The 16,636-nt window shown below is 64.4% G+C and carries 13 protein-coding genes; 7 read left to right on the plus strand and 6 right to left on the minus strand.

Translation table 11 applies throughout. The features are described from left to right. Positions 1 to 2,061: a carbon starvation CstA family protein gene (locus tag FNL56_RS00045; RefSeq protein ID WP_143571079.1), complete on the minus strand. Its 2,061-nt coding sequence runs from the start codon at positions 2,059 to 2,061 to the stop codon at positions 1 to 3. A gap of 426 nt (positions 2,062 to 2,487) precedes the next feature. Here FNL56_RS00045 and FNL56_RS00050 point away from each other — a divergent pair, with 426 nt between their 5' ends. The 4 genes from FNL56_RS00050 to FNL56_RS00065 all read left to right on the plus strand — a co-directional run bounded on the left by FNL56_RS00050 (position 2,488) and on the right by FNL56_RS00065 (position 7,551). Next, complete coding sequence (locus tag FNL56_RS00050; RefSeq protein ID WP_143571080.1) at positions 2,488 to 2,973, plus strand: (2Fe-2S)-binding protein; 486 nt, start codon at positions 2,488 to 2,490, stop codon at positions 2,971 to 2,973. An 86-nt stretch (positions 2,974 to 3,059) separates the two neighbouring features. Further along, on the plus strand, positions 3,060 to 5,414 hold the full coding sequence (locus FNL56_RS00055) for a xanthine dehydrogenase family protein molybdopterin-binding subunit (RefSeq protein ID WP_143571081.1): 2,355 nt from the start codon (positions 3,060 to 3,062) through the stop codon (positions 5,412 to 5,414). Positions 5,415 to 5,425: 11 nt separating this feature from the next. Beyond that, positions 5,426 to 6,226, plus strand: coding sequence for an FAD binding domain-containing protein (locus FNL56_RS00060; RefSeq protein WP_143571082.1), 801 nt, complete (start codon positions 5,426 to 5,428; stop codon positions 6,224 to 6,226). Positions 6,227 to 6,435: 209 nt separating this feature from the next. Further along, positions 6,436 to 7,551 carry a CaiB/BaiF CoA transferase family protein gene (locus tag FNL56_RS00065; protein WP_294935236.1) on the plus strand — a complete coding sequence of 372 codons (1,116 nt, stop codon included), beginning with the start codon at positions 6,436 to 6,438 and terminating at the stop codon, positions 7,549 to 7,551. Positions 7,552 to 7,697: 146 nt separating this feature from the next. Here FNL56_RS00065 and hppD read toward each other — a convergent pair whose 3' ends face one another. After that, positions 7,698 to 8,816 carry a 4-hydroxyphenylpyruvate dioxygenase gene (hppD, locus tag FNL56_RS00070; protein ID WP_143571083.1) on the minus strand — a complete coding sequence of 373 codons (1,119 nt, stop codon included), beginning with the start codon at positions 8,814 to 8,816 and terminating at the stop codon, positions 7,698 to 7,700. 124 nt (positions 8,817 to 8,940) lie between these two features. On the opposite strand from hppD, the gene FNL56_RS00075 reads away from it, so the two are divergent. Beyond that, positions 8,941 to 9,411: an Lrp/AsnC family transcriptional regulator gene (locus FNL56_RS00075; RefSeq protein ID WP_143571084.1), complete on the plus strand. Its 471-nt coding sequence runs from the start codon at positions 8,941 to 8,943 to the stop codon at positions 9,409 to 9,411. Positions 9,412 to 9,540: 129 nt separating this feature from the next. Here the strand turns inward: FNL56_RS00075 and hmgA are convergent, their stop codons facing one another. The 4 genes from hmgA to FNL56_RS00095 form a co-directional block, all read right to left on the minus strand. Continuing rightward, the gene (hmgA, locus tag FNL56_RS00080; RefSeq protein WP_143571085.1) at positions 9,541 to 10,887 is read right to left on the minus strand and encodes a homogentisate 1,2-dioxygenase; all 1,347 of its coding nucleotides are present in this window, start codon (positions 10,885 to 10,887) and stop codon (positions 9,541 to 9,543) included. A 127-nt stretch (positions 10,888 to 11,014) separates the two neighbouring features. After that, a complete protein-coding gene (locus FNL56_RS00085) occupies positions 11,015 to 11,965 on the minus strand; it encodes an MBL fold metallo-hydrolase (RefSeq protein WP_143581695.1) in 951 nt (316 codons plus the stop codon). A gap of 159 nt (positions 11,966 to 12,124) precedes the next feature. Further along, positions 12,125 to 12,379 (minus strand): DUF2783 domain-containing protein, encoded by a 255-nt coding sequence (locus tag FNL56_RS00090; protein ID WP_143577299.1) that lies wholly within the window; start codon positions 12,377 to 12,379, stop codon positions 12,125 to 12,127. A gap of 4 nt (positions 12,380 to 12,383) precedes the next feature. Beyond that, positions 12,384 to 13,991, minus strand: a complete 1,608-nt coding sequence (locus FNL56_RS00095; protein ID WP_143571088.1) for an FAD-dependent oxidoreductase — start codon at positions 13,989 to 13,991, stop codon at positions 12,384 to 12,386. Positions 13,992 to 14,213: 222 nt separating this feature from the next. On the opposite strand from FNL56_RS00095, the gene FNL56_RS00100 reads away from it, so the two are divergent. After that, positions 14,214 to 15,644 carry a caspase family protein gene (locus FNL56_RS00100; protein WP_143571089.1) on the plus strand — a complete coding sequence of 477 codons (1,431 nt, stop codon included), beginning with the start codon at positions 14,214 to 14,216 and terminating at the stop codon, positions 15,642 to 15,644. A 175-nt stretch (positions 15,645 to 15,819) separates the two neighbouring features. Then, on the plus strand, positions 15,820 to 16,476 hold the full coding sequence (locus FNL56_RS00105) for an OmpA family protein (protein ID WP_143571090.1): 657 nt from the start codon (positions 15,820 to 15,822) through the stop codon (positions 16,474 to 16,476). Positions 16,477 to 16,636: the final 160 nt, after the last annotated feature.

The raw sequence follows: 16,636 nt of genomic DNA on the forward strand, positions 1-16,636 counted from the left end.
CTATTCTGCCGGAACGGCGGCAATGGAGGGGATCTCCCGGGCCGTCCAGCCATTCTCGCGATAGGCCTTGATGCAGGCATTAATGCCGAACAGGATGATGCTGATCACCACGAAGATGAAGAGCACGCAGAGCCCGGCATCAATGTAGTCGTTCATGAGAACCTGCTTCATCTGCGCCATGCTCTTGGCCGGAGCCAGAACCCTGTCCTCTGCGATGGCCTTCGAGAAGCTGTTCGCGTGGGCCATGAAGCTCACCTTCGGATCGCTCGACAGGACCTTTTCGAAGCCTGCCGTCATGGTGCAGGCGACCAGCCAGACTGCCGGGATGATCGTCACGAAAGCATAGCGCTCACGCTTCATCTTGAAGATGACGACCGTGCCGAGGACGAGAGCCACGGCGGCCAGCATCTGGTTCGCGATGCCGAACAGCGGCCACAGCGTATTCACGCCGCCGAGCGGATCGGTCACGCCCTGATAGAGAATGAAGCCCCATGCCGCGACGCACAGCGCCGTGGCCACGATATTCGGGGCCCAGGACGAGGTATTGCGGAAGCTGGGCACGAACACACCGAGCAGATCCTGCAGCATGAAGCGACCGGCTCTGGTTCCGGCGTCGACCGCCGTCAGGATGAACAGCGCCTCGAACAGGATGGCGAAGTGATACCAGAACGCCATCATCGCCTTTCCACCGATCGTGTTGGAAAGGATATGCGCCATGCCAACGGCCAGCGTCGGAGCGCCGCCCGCACGCGAAACGATCGAGCTTTCACCGACATCGATGGCGGTCTGCGTGATCGTTTCCGCCGAGACCGGGAAGCCCATGGCGGTCACGGCTGCCGATGCACTCTCCGCGGTCGTACCAATGATGGCGGCCGGGCTGTTCATGGTGAAGTACACACCCGGTTCGATGACGCCGGCTGCAACCAGCGCCATGATGGCGACGAAGGATTCCATCAACATGCCGCCATAGCCGATGAAGCGGGTATTGGTTTCATTGTCGATCATCTTCGGCGTGGTGCCGGACGAGATTAAAGCATGGAAACCCGAAACCGCGCCGCAAGCGATGGTGATGAAGAGGAACGGGAACAGGCTGCCCGCCCACACCGGACCGCTTCCATCGACGAATTTGGTGATGGCGGGAAGCTGCATCTGCGGTGCGATGATGAAGATGCCGAGAGCCAGGCAGACAATCGTTCCGATCTTCAGGAAGGTCGACAGATAGTCACGCGGGGCGAGCAGCAGCCAGATCGGAAGGATCGAGGCGACGAAGCCGTATCCGATGAGAATCCAGCACAATTCGGTACCGGTGAAGGTGAAGAACGGAGCGATGGCCGGGCTTTCGGCAATGGACTGGCCGTAGACGATGGCGAGCATTAGAGCGATGAAGCCGATGATCGAGACTTCGCCGATGTGGCCGGGACGGATGTAGCGCGTATAGACGCCCATGAAGAGGGCAATCGGGATGGTCGCGGCGACGGTGAAGGTACCCCACGGGCTGCCGGTGAGCGCCTTGACGACGATCAGCGCCAGAACGGCGAGAATGATCACCATGATCATGAAGGTGCCGAACAGCGCAATCACGCCCGGGATCACACCCATTTCACCGCGGATCAACTCGCCGAGCGAGCGGCCGTCGCGGCGCATCGAGATGAACAGCACCATGAAGTCCTGCACCGCGCCCGCCAGCACGACGCCAGCCAGAATCCACAGCGTTCCGGGCAAATAGCCCATCTGGGCGGCAAGCACCGGGCCGACCAGAGGTCCGGCGCCGGCGATGGCCGCAAAATGGTGACCGAACAGGACGAATTTGTCGGTCGGCACGTAGTCGAGGCCGTTGTTCAGGCGCACCGCGGGCGTCGCCCGGTTAGGATCGAGCCGCATCACCTTCGTGGCGATGAACAGGCTATAATAGCGGTAGGAGACCAGGTAGGTGCAGATCGCCCCGATGACGATCCACAGCGCGTTCACCGGCTCGCCGCGTTCGATTGAGATGAAGGCGAGACAAACGCCCCCGATAGTGCCGAGGGCGACCCACGGCAGATGTGACTTGATGCCATTCATGTTCGTTATTTCCAAAGAAAAGAGCAGTCGTGTTCCGGAGGCTCGATCCGTCAGGCCCGGTGGCACTACCTAGCACTCTAGCCGTCAGCATGTCTTGCGGCCCCCCCCCCCCCCGCGCAGCCAAATTGATGCCACAATTGGTCGAGGCGCCGTTTGCGTGACCTCAAAGTGTGACGGAGCAATGACCGGGGCATCCTGCCGGCCGCTCCGCCGATTCCGGCCGGCGACGGGCGGCACCCGCCGAGGTCAAGAATCCGCGGCGCCTGCACCACCCCGTGCACTGCAGCTAACCAGGTCGGGGCGGGCGGTCGCCTGCACCTCGGCGGCATTTCGCAGCGGCATTCGAACAGCCCACCTAAAATCCCCATTGCAAAGTTTCCAGAGCGCGTTTCTAATCGGACTAATTAAAAAGTTCGGGAGGTCTGCGTGTCCATCATCAAATTGACGGTCAACGGCAAGTCTGTATCTGTCGATGTCGAAGACAGAACTCTTTTAGTCCACCTGCTGCGCGAAAACCTGAACCTCACCGGCACCCATGTCGGCTGTGATACCAGCCAGTGCGGCGCCTGCATCGTACATATCGATGGTCGCCCGGTGAAATCATGCACCGTTCTGGTGGGCCAGGCGAATGGCGCCAATGTCACCACCATCGAAGGCATTTCGCGGGGCGACGAGTTGCACCCGATGCAGGCCGCGTTCCGCGACAATCACGGCCTGCAATGCGGCTTCTGCACCCCGGGCATGATCATGGCCTCGATCGACATCGTGAACCGGCATGGCGGCGAGCTCGACGAGCACACCGTGCGGCAAGAGCTCGAAGGCAATATCTGCCGCTGCACCGGCTATCATAACATCGTCAAATCGGTGCTCGACGCGGCCACGCGGATGAAAGTGTCCGTCGCAGCGGAGTGACCTGCGACGCTGATCTGGTTTGCTGAAACAACAAGCGGCCGCAGCGGCGCTTCGCGCCGACCATGCGGCCCGGCAGGGAGACGATCATGGGCGTGGAAGGCATCGGCGCGAGCGTCGTACGCAAGGAAGACAAGCGATTCATTACCGGCCGCGGCCGCTATGTCGATGATATCAAGGTGCTGGGCCTGACCCACGCGCATTTCATCCGCAGCCCGCATGCCCATGCCAGGGTGAAACACATCGACATGGCCGCCGCGAAGGACATGCCGGGCGTAGTCGATATCCTCACCGCGCAGCAACTGGTCGACGACAAGATCGGCAACCTGATCTGCGGCTGGGCGGTGTCGTCCAAGGACGGCACGCCGATGAAGATGGGCGCCTGGCCCGCGATGGCGCCGGACATCGTGCGCTTTGCCGGACAGGCCGTCGCGGTGGTGATCGCCGAGACCAAGAACCAGGCCCGCGACGCCGCCGAGGCGGTAGTCGTCACCTATGAGGAATTGCCGGTCGCGGCCGGCATCAAGGCAGCGATCGCGCCCGGCGCGCCGCAATTGCACCCGGAGGCACCGGGCAACCAGGTCTATGACTGGGAGATCGGCGACGCCAAAGCGGTGAACGACGCTTTTGCCAAAGCGGCCAATGTGGTGTCGCTCGACCTCACCAACAACCGGCTGGTGCCGAATGCGATGGAGCCGCGCGCGGCGATCGCTGAGTACAACGAGGCCGAGGAGCACTTTACGCTCCACACGACCTCGCAGAACCCGCATGTCGCGCGCCTCGTGCTGTCGGCATTCTATAATATCGCGCAGGAGCACAAGCTGCGGGTGGTGGCGCCCGATGTCGGCGGCGGCTTCGGCTCCAAGATCTTCATCTATCCCGAGGAGATGGTAGCGCTGTGGGCGTCCAAGAAAGTACGTCGCCCGGTGAAATGGACCGGCGACCGCTCCGAGGCCTTCCTCACCGACGCCCATGGCCGCGACCACATCTCGCATGCCGAGATGGCGTTCGATGCCGGCAACAGGATCCTGGCTCTGCGGGTCAAAACCCACGCCAATTTCGGCGCCTACATGTCGCTGTTCTCGTCGTCGGTGCCGACCTATCTCTACGCCACGCTGTTAAGCGGCCAGTACAATATCCCGGCTATCCATGCCGAAGTGATCGGCGTGTACACCAACACCACGCCGGTCGATGCCTATCGCGGCGCAGGGCGGCCGGAGGCCAGCTATCTGCTGGAGCGGCTGATGGAGACCGCGGCGCGGCAGCTCAAGGTCGATCCGGCCGAACTGCGGCGTCAGAATTTCATCACCCAGTTTCCGCACCAGACGCCGGTCATCATGACCTATGATGTCGGCGATTTCGGCGCCTCGCTCGATGCAGCACTTAAAGCGATCGACTATGCCGGCTTCCCGGCGCGCAAGGCCAAGGCGAAAGCCGAAGGCAGACTGCGCGGCATCGGCTTCTCCTGCTATATCGAGGCCTGCGGCATCGCACCGTCGAAGGCCGTGGGCTCGCTCGGCGCCGGCGTCGGCCTGTGGGAATCCGCAGAAGTCCGCGTCAATCCAGTCGGCACCATCGAGGTGCTGACCGGCTCGCACAGCCACGGCCAGGGCCACGAGACGACCTTCGCGCAGCTCGTCGCCGGCCGGCTCGGCATCTCGGTCGATCAGGTCCAGATCGTGCACGGCGACACCGACAAGGTACAGTTCGGCATGGGCACCTACGGCTCGCGCTCGGCGGCGGTCGGCATGTCCGCGATCTTCAAGGCGATGGAGAAGATCGAGGCCAAGGCCAAGAAGATCGCCGCGCATCAACTCGAGGCCTCGGAGGAGGACATCGTCATCGAGAATGGCGAGTTCAAGGTGACCGGCACCGACAAGTCGATCGCACTCCCGATGGTCGCGCTCGCCGCCTACACCGCGCATAATCTGCCGGACGGCATGGAGCCCGGCCTCAAGGAAGGCGCGTTCTACGATCCGACCAACTTCACCTTCCCGGCCGGCTGCTACATCTGCGAGGTCGAGATCGATCGCGGCACCGGCAAGACGGAGATCGTCGATTTCGTCGCCGCCGACGATTTTGGCCGGCTGATCAATCCGATGATCGTCGAGGGCCAGGTCCATGGCGGGCTGGTGCAGGGCATCGGCCAGGCGCTGCTGGAAGGCGCGGTCTATGACGACCAGGGACAGCTCGTGACGGCATCGTTCATGGACTACACCATGCCTCGCGCCGACGACGTGCCGTCGTTCCGGTTGTCGCACACCACGACTTTGTGTCCGGGCAATCCGCTCGGCGTGAAGGGCTGCGGTGAGGCCGGCGCGATCGGCTCCTCGCCCGCGGTCATCAACGCCATCACGGACGCGATCGGACATAATGTCATCGAGATGCCCGCCACGCCGGACCGCGTCTGGCACGCGATGCAGCTGCAGCAGGCGGCGGAATAGGGAGCATAGTCATGTACGAAACGACATACCATCGCCCGTCCAGCATCGATGAAGCAGCGGCGCTGTTTGCCAAAGGCGGTGACGCCAAATATCTCGCCGGCGGCCACACGCTGATCCCGGTGATGAAGCAGCGGCTGGCGGCACCCTCCGACGTCATCGACCTCGGCCGAATCAAGGATCTGGTCGGCATCGAAGCGACCGCCGACGCGCTGATCATCAAGGCAGCTACGACCTATTTCGACATCACGCAGAGCAGCGCGGCCAAGAAAGCGATCCCCGCGATCGTTCATCTGACGTCGGTGCTCGGCGATCCCCAGGTGCGCTATCGCGGCACGATCGGCGGCTCGATCGCCAACAACGATCCCGCCGCGGACTATCCCGCCGCGGTGCTGGCGCTGGGCGCCACGGTGATGACCAACAAGCGGCTGATCCCGGCCGATGAATTCTTCCAGGGCCTGTTCTCGACGGCGCTCGCCGAGGACGAGATCATCACCGCGGTGTCGTTCCCGATTCCCGCCAAAGCCGCCTATGCCAAGATGCGCCACCCCGCCTCGCGCTTCGCGCTGACCGGCGTGTTCGTGGCGCAGACGAAGGCCGGCGAGGTCCGCGTCGCTGCCACCGGCGCGTCACAGAGCGGCGTGACGCGGGTGCCGGCCATCGAGGCCGCGCTGAAGTCGAACTGGTCGGCAGCCGCCCTCGACAATGTCACCGTCTCCGCCGACGGGCTGATGGCGGATATCCACGGCTCCTCGGACTACCGAGCCAATCTAATCAAGGTGATGGCGCAGCGCGCCGTGACCGAAGCGGGTTGACGGCTCTGCAAGTGAGATAGCAGCGGCAGGGCACGCCCCTCTCCACAGTCGTCCCCGCGAAAGCGGGGACGACACGGAATTTGTGACGACGACAGAGCATCTCGCATAGCCGCATGCGCGAAGGCAGCCTTGCACGGACGGACGTCAACATAGAGAGTTTCCCCAAGAACAATCGTCGCCCAAGCGACGCGCCATGATGGGAAACGCACGTGCAGGACACCGCCACCGCCCAGCCGACATCCGCCAGCCAGCCGCGCCGAAGCGGTCCGCTCAGCGGAATGCGGATCGTCGAATTCGCCGGCATCGGCCCCGGCCCCTTCGCGGCCATGCTGCTCGCCGACATGGGAGCCGAAATCATCACGCTGGTGCGGCCCGGCCAGAAGCCCAGGGGCGCCTCGTCACGCGGCCGCACCCTTGTCGCCGTAGACCTCAAGGACAAGGACACCGTCGCGCAGGTGTTGGCGCTGCTCGACGGCGCCGACGCGCTAGTCGAGGGGTTCCGGCCCGGCGTGATGGAGCGGCTCGGGCTCGGCCCGGACATCGTGCAGGCCCGCAACCGGAAGCTGGTCTATGGCCGCATGACCGGCTGGGGCCAGGATGGGCCGCTGGCGCAGGCGGCCGGCCACGACATCAACTACATATCGATCACCGGCGCGCTGGCCGCGATCGGCGGCAAGGACAAGCCCGTGCCGCCGCTGAACCTCGTCGGCGATTTCGGCGGCGGCGCACTGTATCTGGTAGTCGGCCTGCTCGCCGCCCTGCTGGAGGCCGGCCGCTCCGGCCAAGGCCAGGTGGTCGATGCCGCGATGTGCGACGGCGCGGCGTCGCTGATGACGATGTTCTTCGACATGAGCGCGGCCGGGCGCTGGAAGGAAGGCCGGGAAGCCAACATGCTGGACGGCGGCGCGCATTTCTATGGCGTCTACGAATGCACCTGCGGCAACTTCATCTCGATCGGCTCGATCGAACCGCAATTCTACGCCCAACTCCGCGCATTGGCCGGCCTCGACGAGGCCTGCTTCGACAATCACATGGATGCCGCGAACTGGGCCGCGATGAAGGAAAAACTCGTCGCGGTGTTCAAGACGAAGAGTCGCGACGAATGGTCTGCAATCATGGAAGGCACCGACGTCTGCTTCGCGCCGGTGCTGACGATGTCCGAGGCGACAAAACATCCGCATATGGTCGCGCGCGACGTGTTCATCCAGCATGACGGCCACACCCAGCCCGCGCCCGCCCCGCGTTTTTCGCGCACGCCGTCGAGCGTAAGGCCGCCGGAAGCGAAGGAGTTGACGGACGTGGTGAAGGGGTGGGGCGCCCCGTAGATACCCCGCACGCTATAGTCCCCTCCCCCTTGCGGGGAGGGTTAGGGTGGGGGTAGCCGCAGGCGCCGTCGCTTGTGGCACCCCTACCCCCGACCCCTCCCCGCAAGGGGGGAGGGGAGCTACAGCGTCCGCCGCACTTTGCGATATTACGCCGCGCCCTTCATGTGCAGCACGCCGCGGCGAATCTGGTCCTCCTCGATCGACTCGAACAGCGCCTTGAAGTTGCCTTCGCCAAAACCGTCATCCCCCTTGCGCTGGATGAACTCGAAGAAGATCGGCCCGATCGCATTGGCCGAGAACAACTGCAACAACACCTTGGTCTCGCCGCCTTCGACGACGCCCTCTCCGTCGATCAGGATGCCATTCTTCTGCAGCCGCGCCACGTCCTCGCCATGCTTCGGAAGCCGCGCGTCGATTTTCGCGAAATAGGTTTCCGGGGGCGGCGGCATGAACGGCAGGCCGTCGGCGCGCAGTTTTTCGATGGTGCGATAGATGTCCTTCACGCCGCAGGCGATGTGCTGGATGCCTTCGCCGCGATAGATGGTGAGATATTCCTCGATCTGCCCGGCGTCGCCGGCGTCCTCGTTGATCGGAATCCGGATCTTGCCATCCGGGCTGGTCAGCGCGCGCGAGAACAGGCCGGAGGCGCGGCCCTCGATGTCGAAGAAACGGATCTGGCGGAAGTTGAACAGTCTTTCATAGAAGCCGGTCCAGACATCCATCCGGCCGCGATGAACATTGTGGGTGAGGTGATCTAGATAGAACAGCCCGGCGCCCTCGGGCCGCGGGTTTTTCTCGCCCAGCCACTCGAATTCGGCATCGAACGCCGAGCCCTTGGCGCCGTAGCGATCGACGAAATACAGCAGGCTGCCGCCGATCCCCTTGATCGTCGGCACGTCGAGCGTTTTTTGCGCCGACGTCACATCGGCAGGTTCGGCGCCGAGCGAGAGCGCGCGCGCGTAAGCAAGCTTCGCATCGACGACGCGGAAGACCATCGACGGCGCGCACGGGCCATGCGCCGCCACGAAATCGAAGCCATGGGTGCCGGGCGCCTCGTTGACGAGATAGTTGATGTCGCCCTGGCGATACAGCGTGATGTTCTTCGTCTTGTGGCGCGCGACCGGCGTGTAGCCCATCAACTTGAACAGCGCATGCAATTCCGCCGGATTCGGGTGGGCGTATTCGACGAACTCGAAACCGTCGGTGCCCATCGGGTTGTCGGCGGTGATTTTCGCCGGCGGCGCGTCGTGCGGAAACGGACCCATGCTGCTCTCCCATGAAGGTTCTGTTGCAGGGAGTGTCGGTCATTGCGGGCGCAAGGTGCATGCAAAGCCCGCCGGATTATGCAATATTTGTGCACGCTTTATGCATGAATGAGGGTTTCGGCGCATGATCCCGGTAGACGCTTTCGACCTCAGTATCCTCGCCGCGCTGCAGGACGACGGCCGTCTGACCAACCAGCAGCTCGCCGACGCCGCCGGCCTCTCCGCCTCGCAATGTTCGCGGCGGCGGATGCGGCTTGAGGAGACGGTGATCTCCGGCTACCACGCCGATCTGTCCGCCGAGGCGCTCGGCTTCGGCGTGATCGCCTTTATCCAGGTTACGCTGGCGGCGCATTCGCCGGACAATGCCCGCAAGTTTCGCGCGCTGGTCGCGCGGGTCGACGAGATCCAGGAGGCCTATTCGCTGACCGGCGACGCCGACTACGTGCTGAAAGCGGTGCTGCGCGATCTCAAGGGCCTGTCGGAGCTCGTCAACCAAGTGTTGATGCCGCATCCGAGTGTGGCGCATGTACGGTCGTCGATCGTGCTCGACCGACTGAAGGAGACGACCAGGCTGCCGCTGAAGGCGGCACGGTAGCATTACTCGCGGTCATTCCGGAGGGCGCGCGCAGCGACAGCTGCGAGCGAACCCGGAATCCCCAGATGGATGAATATTTCGAGGTTCCGGGTTCGCTCGCGCAACGCGCTCGCGCCCCGGAATGACACCTCACCGCTTGTTCGGATCGAACCGCTTCTCCAGCCCCTTCCAGCAATCCGCGTAGTCGCTCTGCAGCGTTGCTGAGTTTGCCGCATGCGCCGTGACGCGCTGCGGATATCGGGTCTCGAACATGAAGGCCATCGTGCCGGTCAGCTTGACCGGTTTCAGCTCGCCGTTGCTGGCATGATCGAACGCCTCGCGGTCGGGGCCATGCGGCAGCATCATGTTGTGCAGGCTGATGCCACCCGGCGTGAAGCCCTGCGGCTTGGCGTCGTAGACGCCGTAGACCAGCCCCATGAATTCCGACATGATGTTCATGTGATACCACGGCGGCCGAAACGTATTCTCCGCCACCGCCCAGCGCTCGGGAAAGATCACGAAATCGATATTCGCCGTGCCGGGGGTTTCCGACGGCGAGGTCAGCACCGTGAAGATCGACGGATCTGGATGGTCGAAGCCGATCGCGCCGACCGGAGAGAAGGTGCGCAGATCGTATTTGTACGGCGCGTAATTGCCGTGCCATGCCACAACGTCAATCGGCGAATGCGGCAGCGTCGTCTTGAATAGCGCGCCGCCCCATTTCACATAAAGCTCGGTCGGCGTATCCCTGTCCTCATAGGCCGCCACCGGCGTCAGAAAGTCGCGCGCATTCGCCAGGCAGTTGGCGCCGATCGGGCCGCGCTCCGGCAGCGTGAAGGCGCCGCCGTAGTTCTCGCAGAGATAGCCACGCGCCGGGCCATTGGTCAGTTCGACGCGAAACTTGACGCCGCGCGGGATCACCACGATCTCGGCCGGCTCCGCGTCGATCACGCCGAATTCGGTGACGAAGCGCAACGCCCCCTGCTGCGGCACGAACATCATCTCGCCGTCGGCATTATAGAAGTGCTGATCGACCATCGATTGCGTGATCAGATAGACATGCGCTGCCATGCCGGCCTGCGTCCCGGCATCGCCCGCGGTGGTCATGGTCTGCACGCCCTGCAGGAAGGTCATGTCCTCCTTCGGGATCGGCGCGGGGTCCCAGCGCAACTGTTCGATGCTGATTTCCTGCTCATGACACGGCGCCGTGCGCCACAACCCGGCGTCGATTTTGGCAAAGCGCCCAGAGTGTTTCACCGACGGGCGAATGCGGTACAACCAGGAGCGCTCGTTGCTGCCGCGCGGCGCGGTGAAGGGCGAGCCGGACAATTGCTCGGCGTAGAGGCCGTAGGCCGGGCGCTGCGGCGAGTTGCGTCCCACCGGCAGCGCGCCGGGCAGCGCCTCGGTTTCGAACGCATTTCCGAAGCCGGACATGTAGCCCGGTGTCACGCCGGTCACGCTGCGACCGATCAGATCGGCTGAGGTCTTGATGTTCATGTCATCCTCCTTGGCAACCGTCATTGCGAGGAGCCCTTGCGACGAAGCAATCCAGTCTTTGCTTGTGGCCCTCTGGATTGCCGTCGCTTCGCTCCTCGCAATGACGGCGAAAACCGTTAGAATTGTTTCATCCTTGTAGCGCGGCCCACATCTCGCGGTCGCGTTTGTCGGTCCAGATCACCGGATCGTCAATGCCCGAGGCCTCGTCGAACGCGCGCGAGACGTTGAACGGCAGGCAATGCTCATAGATTGCAAAGCTGGAGAATTTTGGATCCATCACCTCGCGGCACGCCGCCATGGTCTCCTTCAGCGAACGGCCTTTGGCCACCGAGAGTTCCGCCGCGCCGTACAGCGTGCTGACGAAATCGCGCGTCATGGCGATCGCCTCGCGGGTGGTGGCCGTGCCCTTCAGCGCGTCGCCGCGGCCCGGCGCAATGGCTTTGGGGTTGAATTCGAGGATCTCGTTGAGCGTCGCCGGCCATTCGCGCAAATACGCATCGCCGCAATAGCACGCCGAATGATACTCGATCAGGTCGCCGGAGAACATCACCTCGGCATCCGGCACCCAGGCGACGATATCGCCCGACGTATGGCCGGCGCCGAGTTGCATCAGCCGGACCTCGCGCTTGCCGAGGAAGAGCGACATCTCGCCCTCGAAGGTGAGCGTCGGCCAGGTCAGGCCGGGGATGCTCTCGGAGCCCTGAAACAGACGCGGGAAGCGGCCGAATTCGGAAACCCAGTCCTGCTGCCCGCGCTCCGCCACCAGCCGGCGCGTCTCGGTGGACGCCACCACCGCTTCCGCCTGGAACGCCGACGCGCCGAGCACGCGCACGGCGTGATAATGCGACAGCACGACATATTTGATCGGCTTGTCGGTGACGGTGCGGACGCGCTCGATCACCTTGTTCGCCAGCGCCGGCGTCGCCTGCGCGTCGAATACGATGCAGCCGTCGTCGCCGACGATCACCGCCGAGTTCGGATCGCCTTCGGCGGTGAAGGCGTAGAGGTCGGGGCCGATCTCGGAGAAGGTGATCTTCTTCTCCGCCATGTCGGTGGTCGATGCGAAGCCTTTGGTCATTCAGTCAGTCCCTTGTTTGTCTCAGACTTCAAAGCCGTCATTGCGAGGTCAGGGAAAGCCGTTCAGCTTTCCCCTTAGCGAAGCGACGCGGCAATCCAGAGCCACAAGCTCGGCAAGTACTGGATTGCTTCGTCGCAAGGGCTCCTCGAAATGACGGTCTCATGTCGAGGTTCCGGGTTCGCTCGAGCTTCGCTCTCGCGCCCCGGAATGACAACTTGGGGCAGGCAATCGCCGCTTGGCCAGCGCGATGGCGTCCCGCAGCACGTCGGCGTCGCCGATATGATTGGCCAGCACCAGCACCAGCGCGGCATCGAGCACGGCGCTCTGCGCGTCGCTCAACCCGCGATGCGCCTCGACGATCAGCCGATAGGCCGTATCCGGATCGGCAAAATTGGATTGCGTCGATAACGCCATCGCCTCACGCCCTCCCTCTGGCGCGCGCCACGGCGCCGGCCACCGCGCCGGGCGCCGGATACCGGAACCGCGCCGCGACGTAGCCATCCGGCCGCAGCAGCCAGGCTGCGCCGGGATCGGCGCCGTAGCGTGCCTTGAACAACCCGGTCGGGTCGCGCAGCTTCGCATCATCGCCGACGACGAGACGCGCCACGCCTGCGGGCAATTCGATCGAAGCGCCATCCGACTGCAGCAGCGTGAAGCCACGGCCGGCCTCGGTGAAACATTCCGAGAGAAAGACGTGTGCGCCGTCGTCACTCACCAGCGGCGCGTCCGGCATATGCGCGCCGGGCGGCGGACCGGCGGGCCACGCGGCATCGTCCGGTGTCGACAGCGGCGACGCATAGACCGACGGCACCGACAGCCGTCCGCCATTGACCATACGCCGCGCAAAATCCGCCTCTTTGGCCAGCGCCAGCACCGCCTGTCGCAACCGCTGCTCCTGCTTCGAATGCGGCGCGATGAAATCGGTGGCGCGCGTCGAGGCGCGGATATTGTCGTCGGCGGCCTGGCCGCGTTCCGCATCATAGCTCGCCAGCAATGCGGCCGGCGCTTCGCCGCGCAGGATCATCGCCAGTTTCCAGGCAAGGTTCTCAGCGTCTTCCAGTCCGGAGTTCGCACCCCGCGCGCCGAACGGTGAGACCTGGTGCGCGGCATCGCCGGCGAAGATCACCCGCTCGTGCCAGAAGCGCTGCATGCGGCGGCACTGGAACTTGTAGATCGAGATCCACTCGAACGCGAAATTGGAGTGCCCGAGCATCCGCGCGATCCGCGGCCGGACGTTTTCCGGCAATCGCTCGACAGCAGGATCGGCGTCAGGGCCGAGCTGCAAGTCGATGCGCCAGACGTCGTCGGGCTGGCGGTGCAGCAGCGCCGATTGCCCGCTGTGGAACGGCGGATCGAACCAGAACCAACGCTCGGTCGGCATGTCCTTCGCCTTCATCTTCACGTCGGCGATCAGGAACTGGTCCTCGAACTGTTCGCCGGAAAAATCCGCGCCGACCATGCCGCGCAAGCCGGAGCGCGCGCCGTCGCAGGCGACGACGTAGTCAGCACGCAAACTATAGTCGCCGTCGGGCGTCTGGATCGTAAGTTCGGCGTGGTCATTATGCTGCCGCAGCGCGATCACCTTGTTGCGCCAGCGCAGGTCGATCTCCGGCAATTGCTGCACCCGATCGACCAGGAAGGCTTCGGCGTAATATTGCTGCAGATTGATGAAGGCCGGCATCTTGTGGCCGGCTTCGGGCAGCAGGTCGAACTGGTACAGCAGGCCTTCGCCGCAAAAGATCTTGCCGACCTTCCAGACCACGCCCTTGTCGAGCATGCGGTCGGCGACGCCGAGCCGGTCCCATAGTTCGAGCGAGCGCTTCGAGAAGCAGATCGCGCGCGAGCCGTCGCCGATCCGGTCGGCATCGTCGAGCAGCACCACGGCCTGCCCGCGCTGCGCCAGATCGATCGCCAGCGACAGTCCGACGGGACCCGCACCGACCACGACCACCGGGTGACGCGCCGCTTCAGCCCGGTCCTGATCGGGGTGGCGACGATAGCCGAATTGTGTGGCGATCTGCCCCATGCGGCGGTCTCTCCCTGACGCCCGGCGCTATTCCGCGCCCTTGATTTGGCGCAACTAAACGCCTCGCGTGACCAGGCGTCAACTCAGGCCGACTGCGCCGCGACATGTCGCAGAACGCACCAGGTGTCGTGCGGTTGACAGCGACCGCGCGGCCGGTTTGATAATGCGCGAGACGGCCCGGTTGGCGCCGGCCATTTGCGCGTTGGGGATGGGCGGCCAGACATGAGAATGCGTTTTCCCATCGCCGGCCTGCTCGCCATGCTCGTGCTCGCTGCGACGCCGGCTCTGGCCGCCGACAATGCCGGCAGGTTCGCCCTGGTGATCGGCAATGCCAGATATCCCGACGCCGAGGCGCCGCTGAAGGAACCGGTCAACGACGCCCGCGACGTCGCTGCCGAGCTAAAGCGTAGCGGCTTCGAGGTCGATATCGGCGAGAATCTGGGCGGCGAGGCGATGCGCCGCGCGCTCGACAGGCTGTATGGCAAGCTCAAGCCTGGATCGGTCGCGCTGGTGTTCTTCAGCGGTTTTGGCGTGCAGTCGGCGCGGCAGAGCTATTTGCTGCCGGTCGATGCGCAGATCTGGACCGAGCCCGACGTGCGCCGCGACGGTTTCAGCCTCGAGACCATCCTCAACGACATCAATGGCCGCGGCGCCGGCGTCAAGATCGCGCTGCTGGATGCCTCCCGGCGCAACCCCTATGAGCGCCGGTTCCGCAGCTTCTCCGCCGGCCTCGCGCCGGTGATCGCGCCAGGCGGCACGCTGGTGATGTATTCGGCGGCGCTGAGTTCGGTGGTCAGCGACGCCGGCACCGCACACAGCCTGTTCGTCAGCGAACTCCTGAAGGAGATCAAATCACCGGATCTCACCGCCGAGGACGCGCTGAACCGCACCCGCGTCAACGTCACCAAGGCGTCGCGCAGCGAGCAGGTGCCGTGGATCTCGTCGTCGCTGGCGGAGGATTTTGCCTTCGTCCCCGGCGCTCGGCCGGCGCCGGCGTCCGCCATTGTCGCGGCGCCATCACCGCCGGTCGCCGTGACCCCGCCGGCCCCAGGGACGGCGGCCCCCGCCGCTCCGGCTGCAGCGACGCCCCCATCGACGCCGGTCGCGCCCGCCGCCGAAGCGCCGCGCGACGAAGCCAAGATCGCGCTGGCGCTGGCCGAGGATCCGACCGTGAAGTCGTTGAACGCCAAGCTGGTCGAGAATCCCGAGGACCTCAGTGCGCTGTATCGCCGCGGCCAAGTCTATGCCAGCAAGGGCGCCTATCAATTGGCCGCGAAGGATTTCGACGAGACCCTGCGGCTCAATCCGAAGGATGTCGAGGCGCTCAATAACCGCTGCTGGGTCCGCGCCGTGCTCAACGAGCTCGCCGCTGCGCTGAAGGATTGCAACGAGGCGCTGCGGCTGCGGCCGAATTTCGTCGATGCGCTCGATAGCCGCGGGCTGGTCAACCTCAAGAACGGCCAGAGCAAGAACGCGATCACCGATTTCGACGACGCGCTGAAGATCAATCCACGCCTGACTTCCTCATTATATGGCCGCGGTCTCGCCAAGCAGCGCTCCGGGGCGGTCGCCGAAGGCGACCTCGATATCAACAATGCCAAGGCGATGGACCCCGACATCGTCAAGGAATTCGCCGGTTACGGCGTGCGATAGCACCGCGTGCGTTAGCACGGCGTGCGATAGATCCTGCGCCGCAAGCCTGCAATTAATCGCAGGGCGCATGAACCCGGGGCGCGCGGCAGGACACTATTGAGGACAGGCCGCAGAGCGGGGCTCCGCCGGCCGGGATTGAAGCGAATTTGCAACCAGTTCATGGAAGGATGCAGCCATGTCGATCATCGCCGGACACCGCAATCTCACGACCCTTCGTGCCATGGCCCTGATCGGTGTCGCGCTCACCGTTTCGGCCGGAATGGCTGCCGCCGCCGAGGCGGTGACCTCGGACCAGATCGTGCGGGCGCTGGCGCCGAACAAGCCGGTCACCCGCGGCCTGTCGATGACGCCGCCCGCCGAACCTGCGGTCAATGCCGCCGAGGGCAAGTTCGTCGACAGCCTTCGCAATCGCAACTCGAGATCGCTGTCGATTGTCGAGCGCGAGCAGATCGCCAGCCTCGCCTCGACCAAGCCGAACATCGATCTCGAAATCACCTTCGACTACAATTCGGCTGACATCAGCAAGAAGGCCAAACCTGCCGTCGAGGCGCTCGGCAAGGCGCTGTCGAACGACGACCTCAAGGGATCGACCTTCGTGGTCGCCGGCCACACCGACGGCGTCGGCAGCGACGGCTACAATCAGGACCTGTCGGAACGGCGCGCGGAGGCCATCAAGCGTTACCTGACGGAAAAATACGGCCTCGCCGCCGCCGACCTCGTCACCGTCGGCTATGGCAAGAGCAAGCCGAAGCAGGCCGCCAACCCGATGGACCCCGCCAACCGCCGGGTCCAGGTCGTCAACATGGCGAACAAGACGACGGCCTCCAAGTGAGCGCCTGACCTGCCGCCGGATATGGCGATGGCCGCACCCCGATGTCCGGCCCGGCACCGACCCTGTTTGTTTGGCGATGACGGCCGTTCCTGTATAGAACGGCTTGAGATTGAGATGACCTCCCGCTTGCGGCCCCGCGGGGCGCGCCTTTTCCGGTGGA

The organism is Tardiphaga sp. vice304 (genome assembly GCF_007018905.1).
Classification (GTDB): Bacteria; Pseudomonadota; Alphaproteobacteria; order Rhizobiales; family Xanthobacteraceae; genus Tardiphaga.

What these genes read in the sequence shown, in the direction of transcription:
- FNL56_RS00045 (WP_143571079.1), bottom strand. Translation starts at nt 2,061, where the DNA reads ATGAATGGCATCAAGTCACATCTGCCGTGGGTCGCCCTCGGCACTATC.
- FNL56_RS00055 (WP_143571081.1), top strand. Translation starts at nt 3,060, where the DNA reads ATGGGCGTGGAAGGCATCGGCGCGAGCGTCGTACGCAAGGAAGACAAG.
- FNL56_RS00060 (WP_143571082.1), top strand. Translation starts at nt 5,426, where the DNA reads ATGTACGAAACGACATACCATCGCCCGTCCAGCATCGATGAAGCAGCG.
- hppD (WP_143571083.1), bottom strand. Translation starts at nt 8,816, where the DNA reads ATGGGTCCGTTTCCGCACGACGCGCCGCCGGCGAAAATCACCGCCGAC.
- FNL56_RS00075 (WP_143571084.1), top strand. Translation starts at nt 8,941, where the DNA reads ATGATCCCGGTAGACGCTTTCGACCTCAGTATCCTCGCCGCGCTGCAG.
- hmgA (WP_143571085.1), bottom strand. Translation starts at nt 10,887, where the DNA reads ATGAACATCAAGACCTCAGCCGATCTGATCGGTCGCAGCGTGACCGGC.
- FNL56_RS00085 (WP_143581695.1), bottom strand. Translation starts at nt 11,965, where the DNA reads ATGACCAAAGGCTTCGCATCGACCACCGACATGGCGGAGAAGAAGATC.
- FNL56_RS00090 (WP_143577299.1), bottom strand. Translation starts at nt 12,379, where the DNA reads ATGGCGTTATCGACGCAATCCAATTTTGCCGATCCGGATACGGCCTAT.
- FNL56_RS00095 (WP_143571088.1), bottom strand. Translation starts at nt 13,991, where the DNA reads ATGGGGCAGATCGCCACACAATTCGGCTATCGTCGCCACCCCGATCAG.
- FNL56_RS00100 (WP_143571089.1), top strand. Translation starts at nt 14,214, where the DNA reads ATGAGAATGCGTTTTCCCATCGCCGGCCTGCTCGCCATGCTCGTGCTC.
- FNL56_RS00105 (WP_143571090.1), top strand. Translation starts at nt 15,820, where the DNA reads ATGTCGATCATCGCCGGACACCGCAATCTCACGACCCTTCGTGCCATG.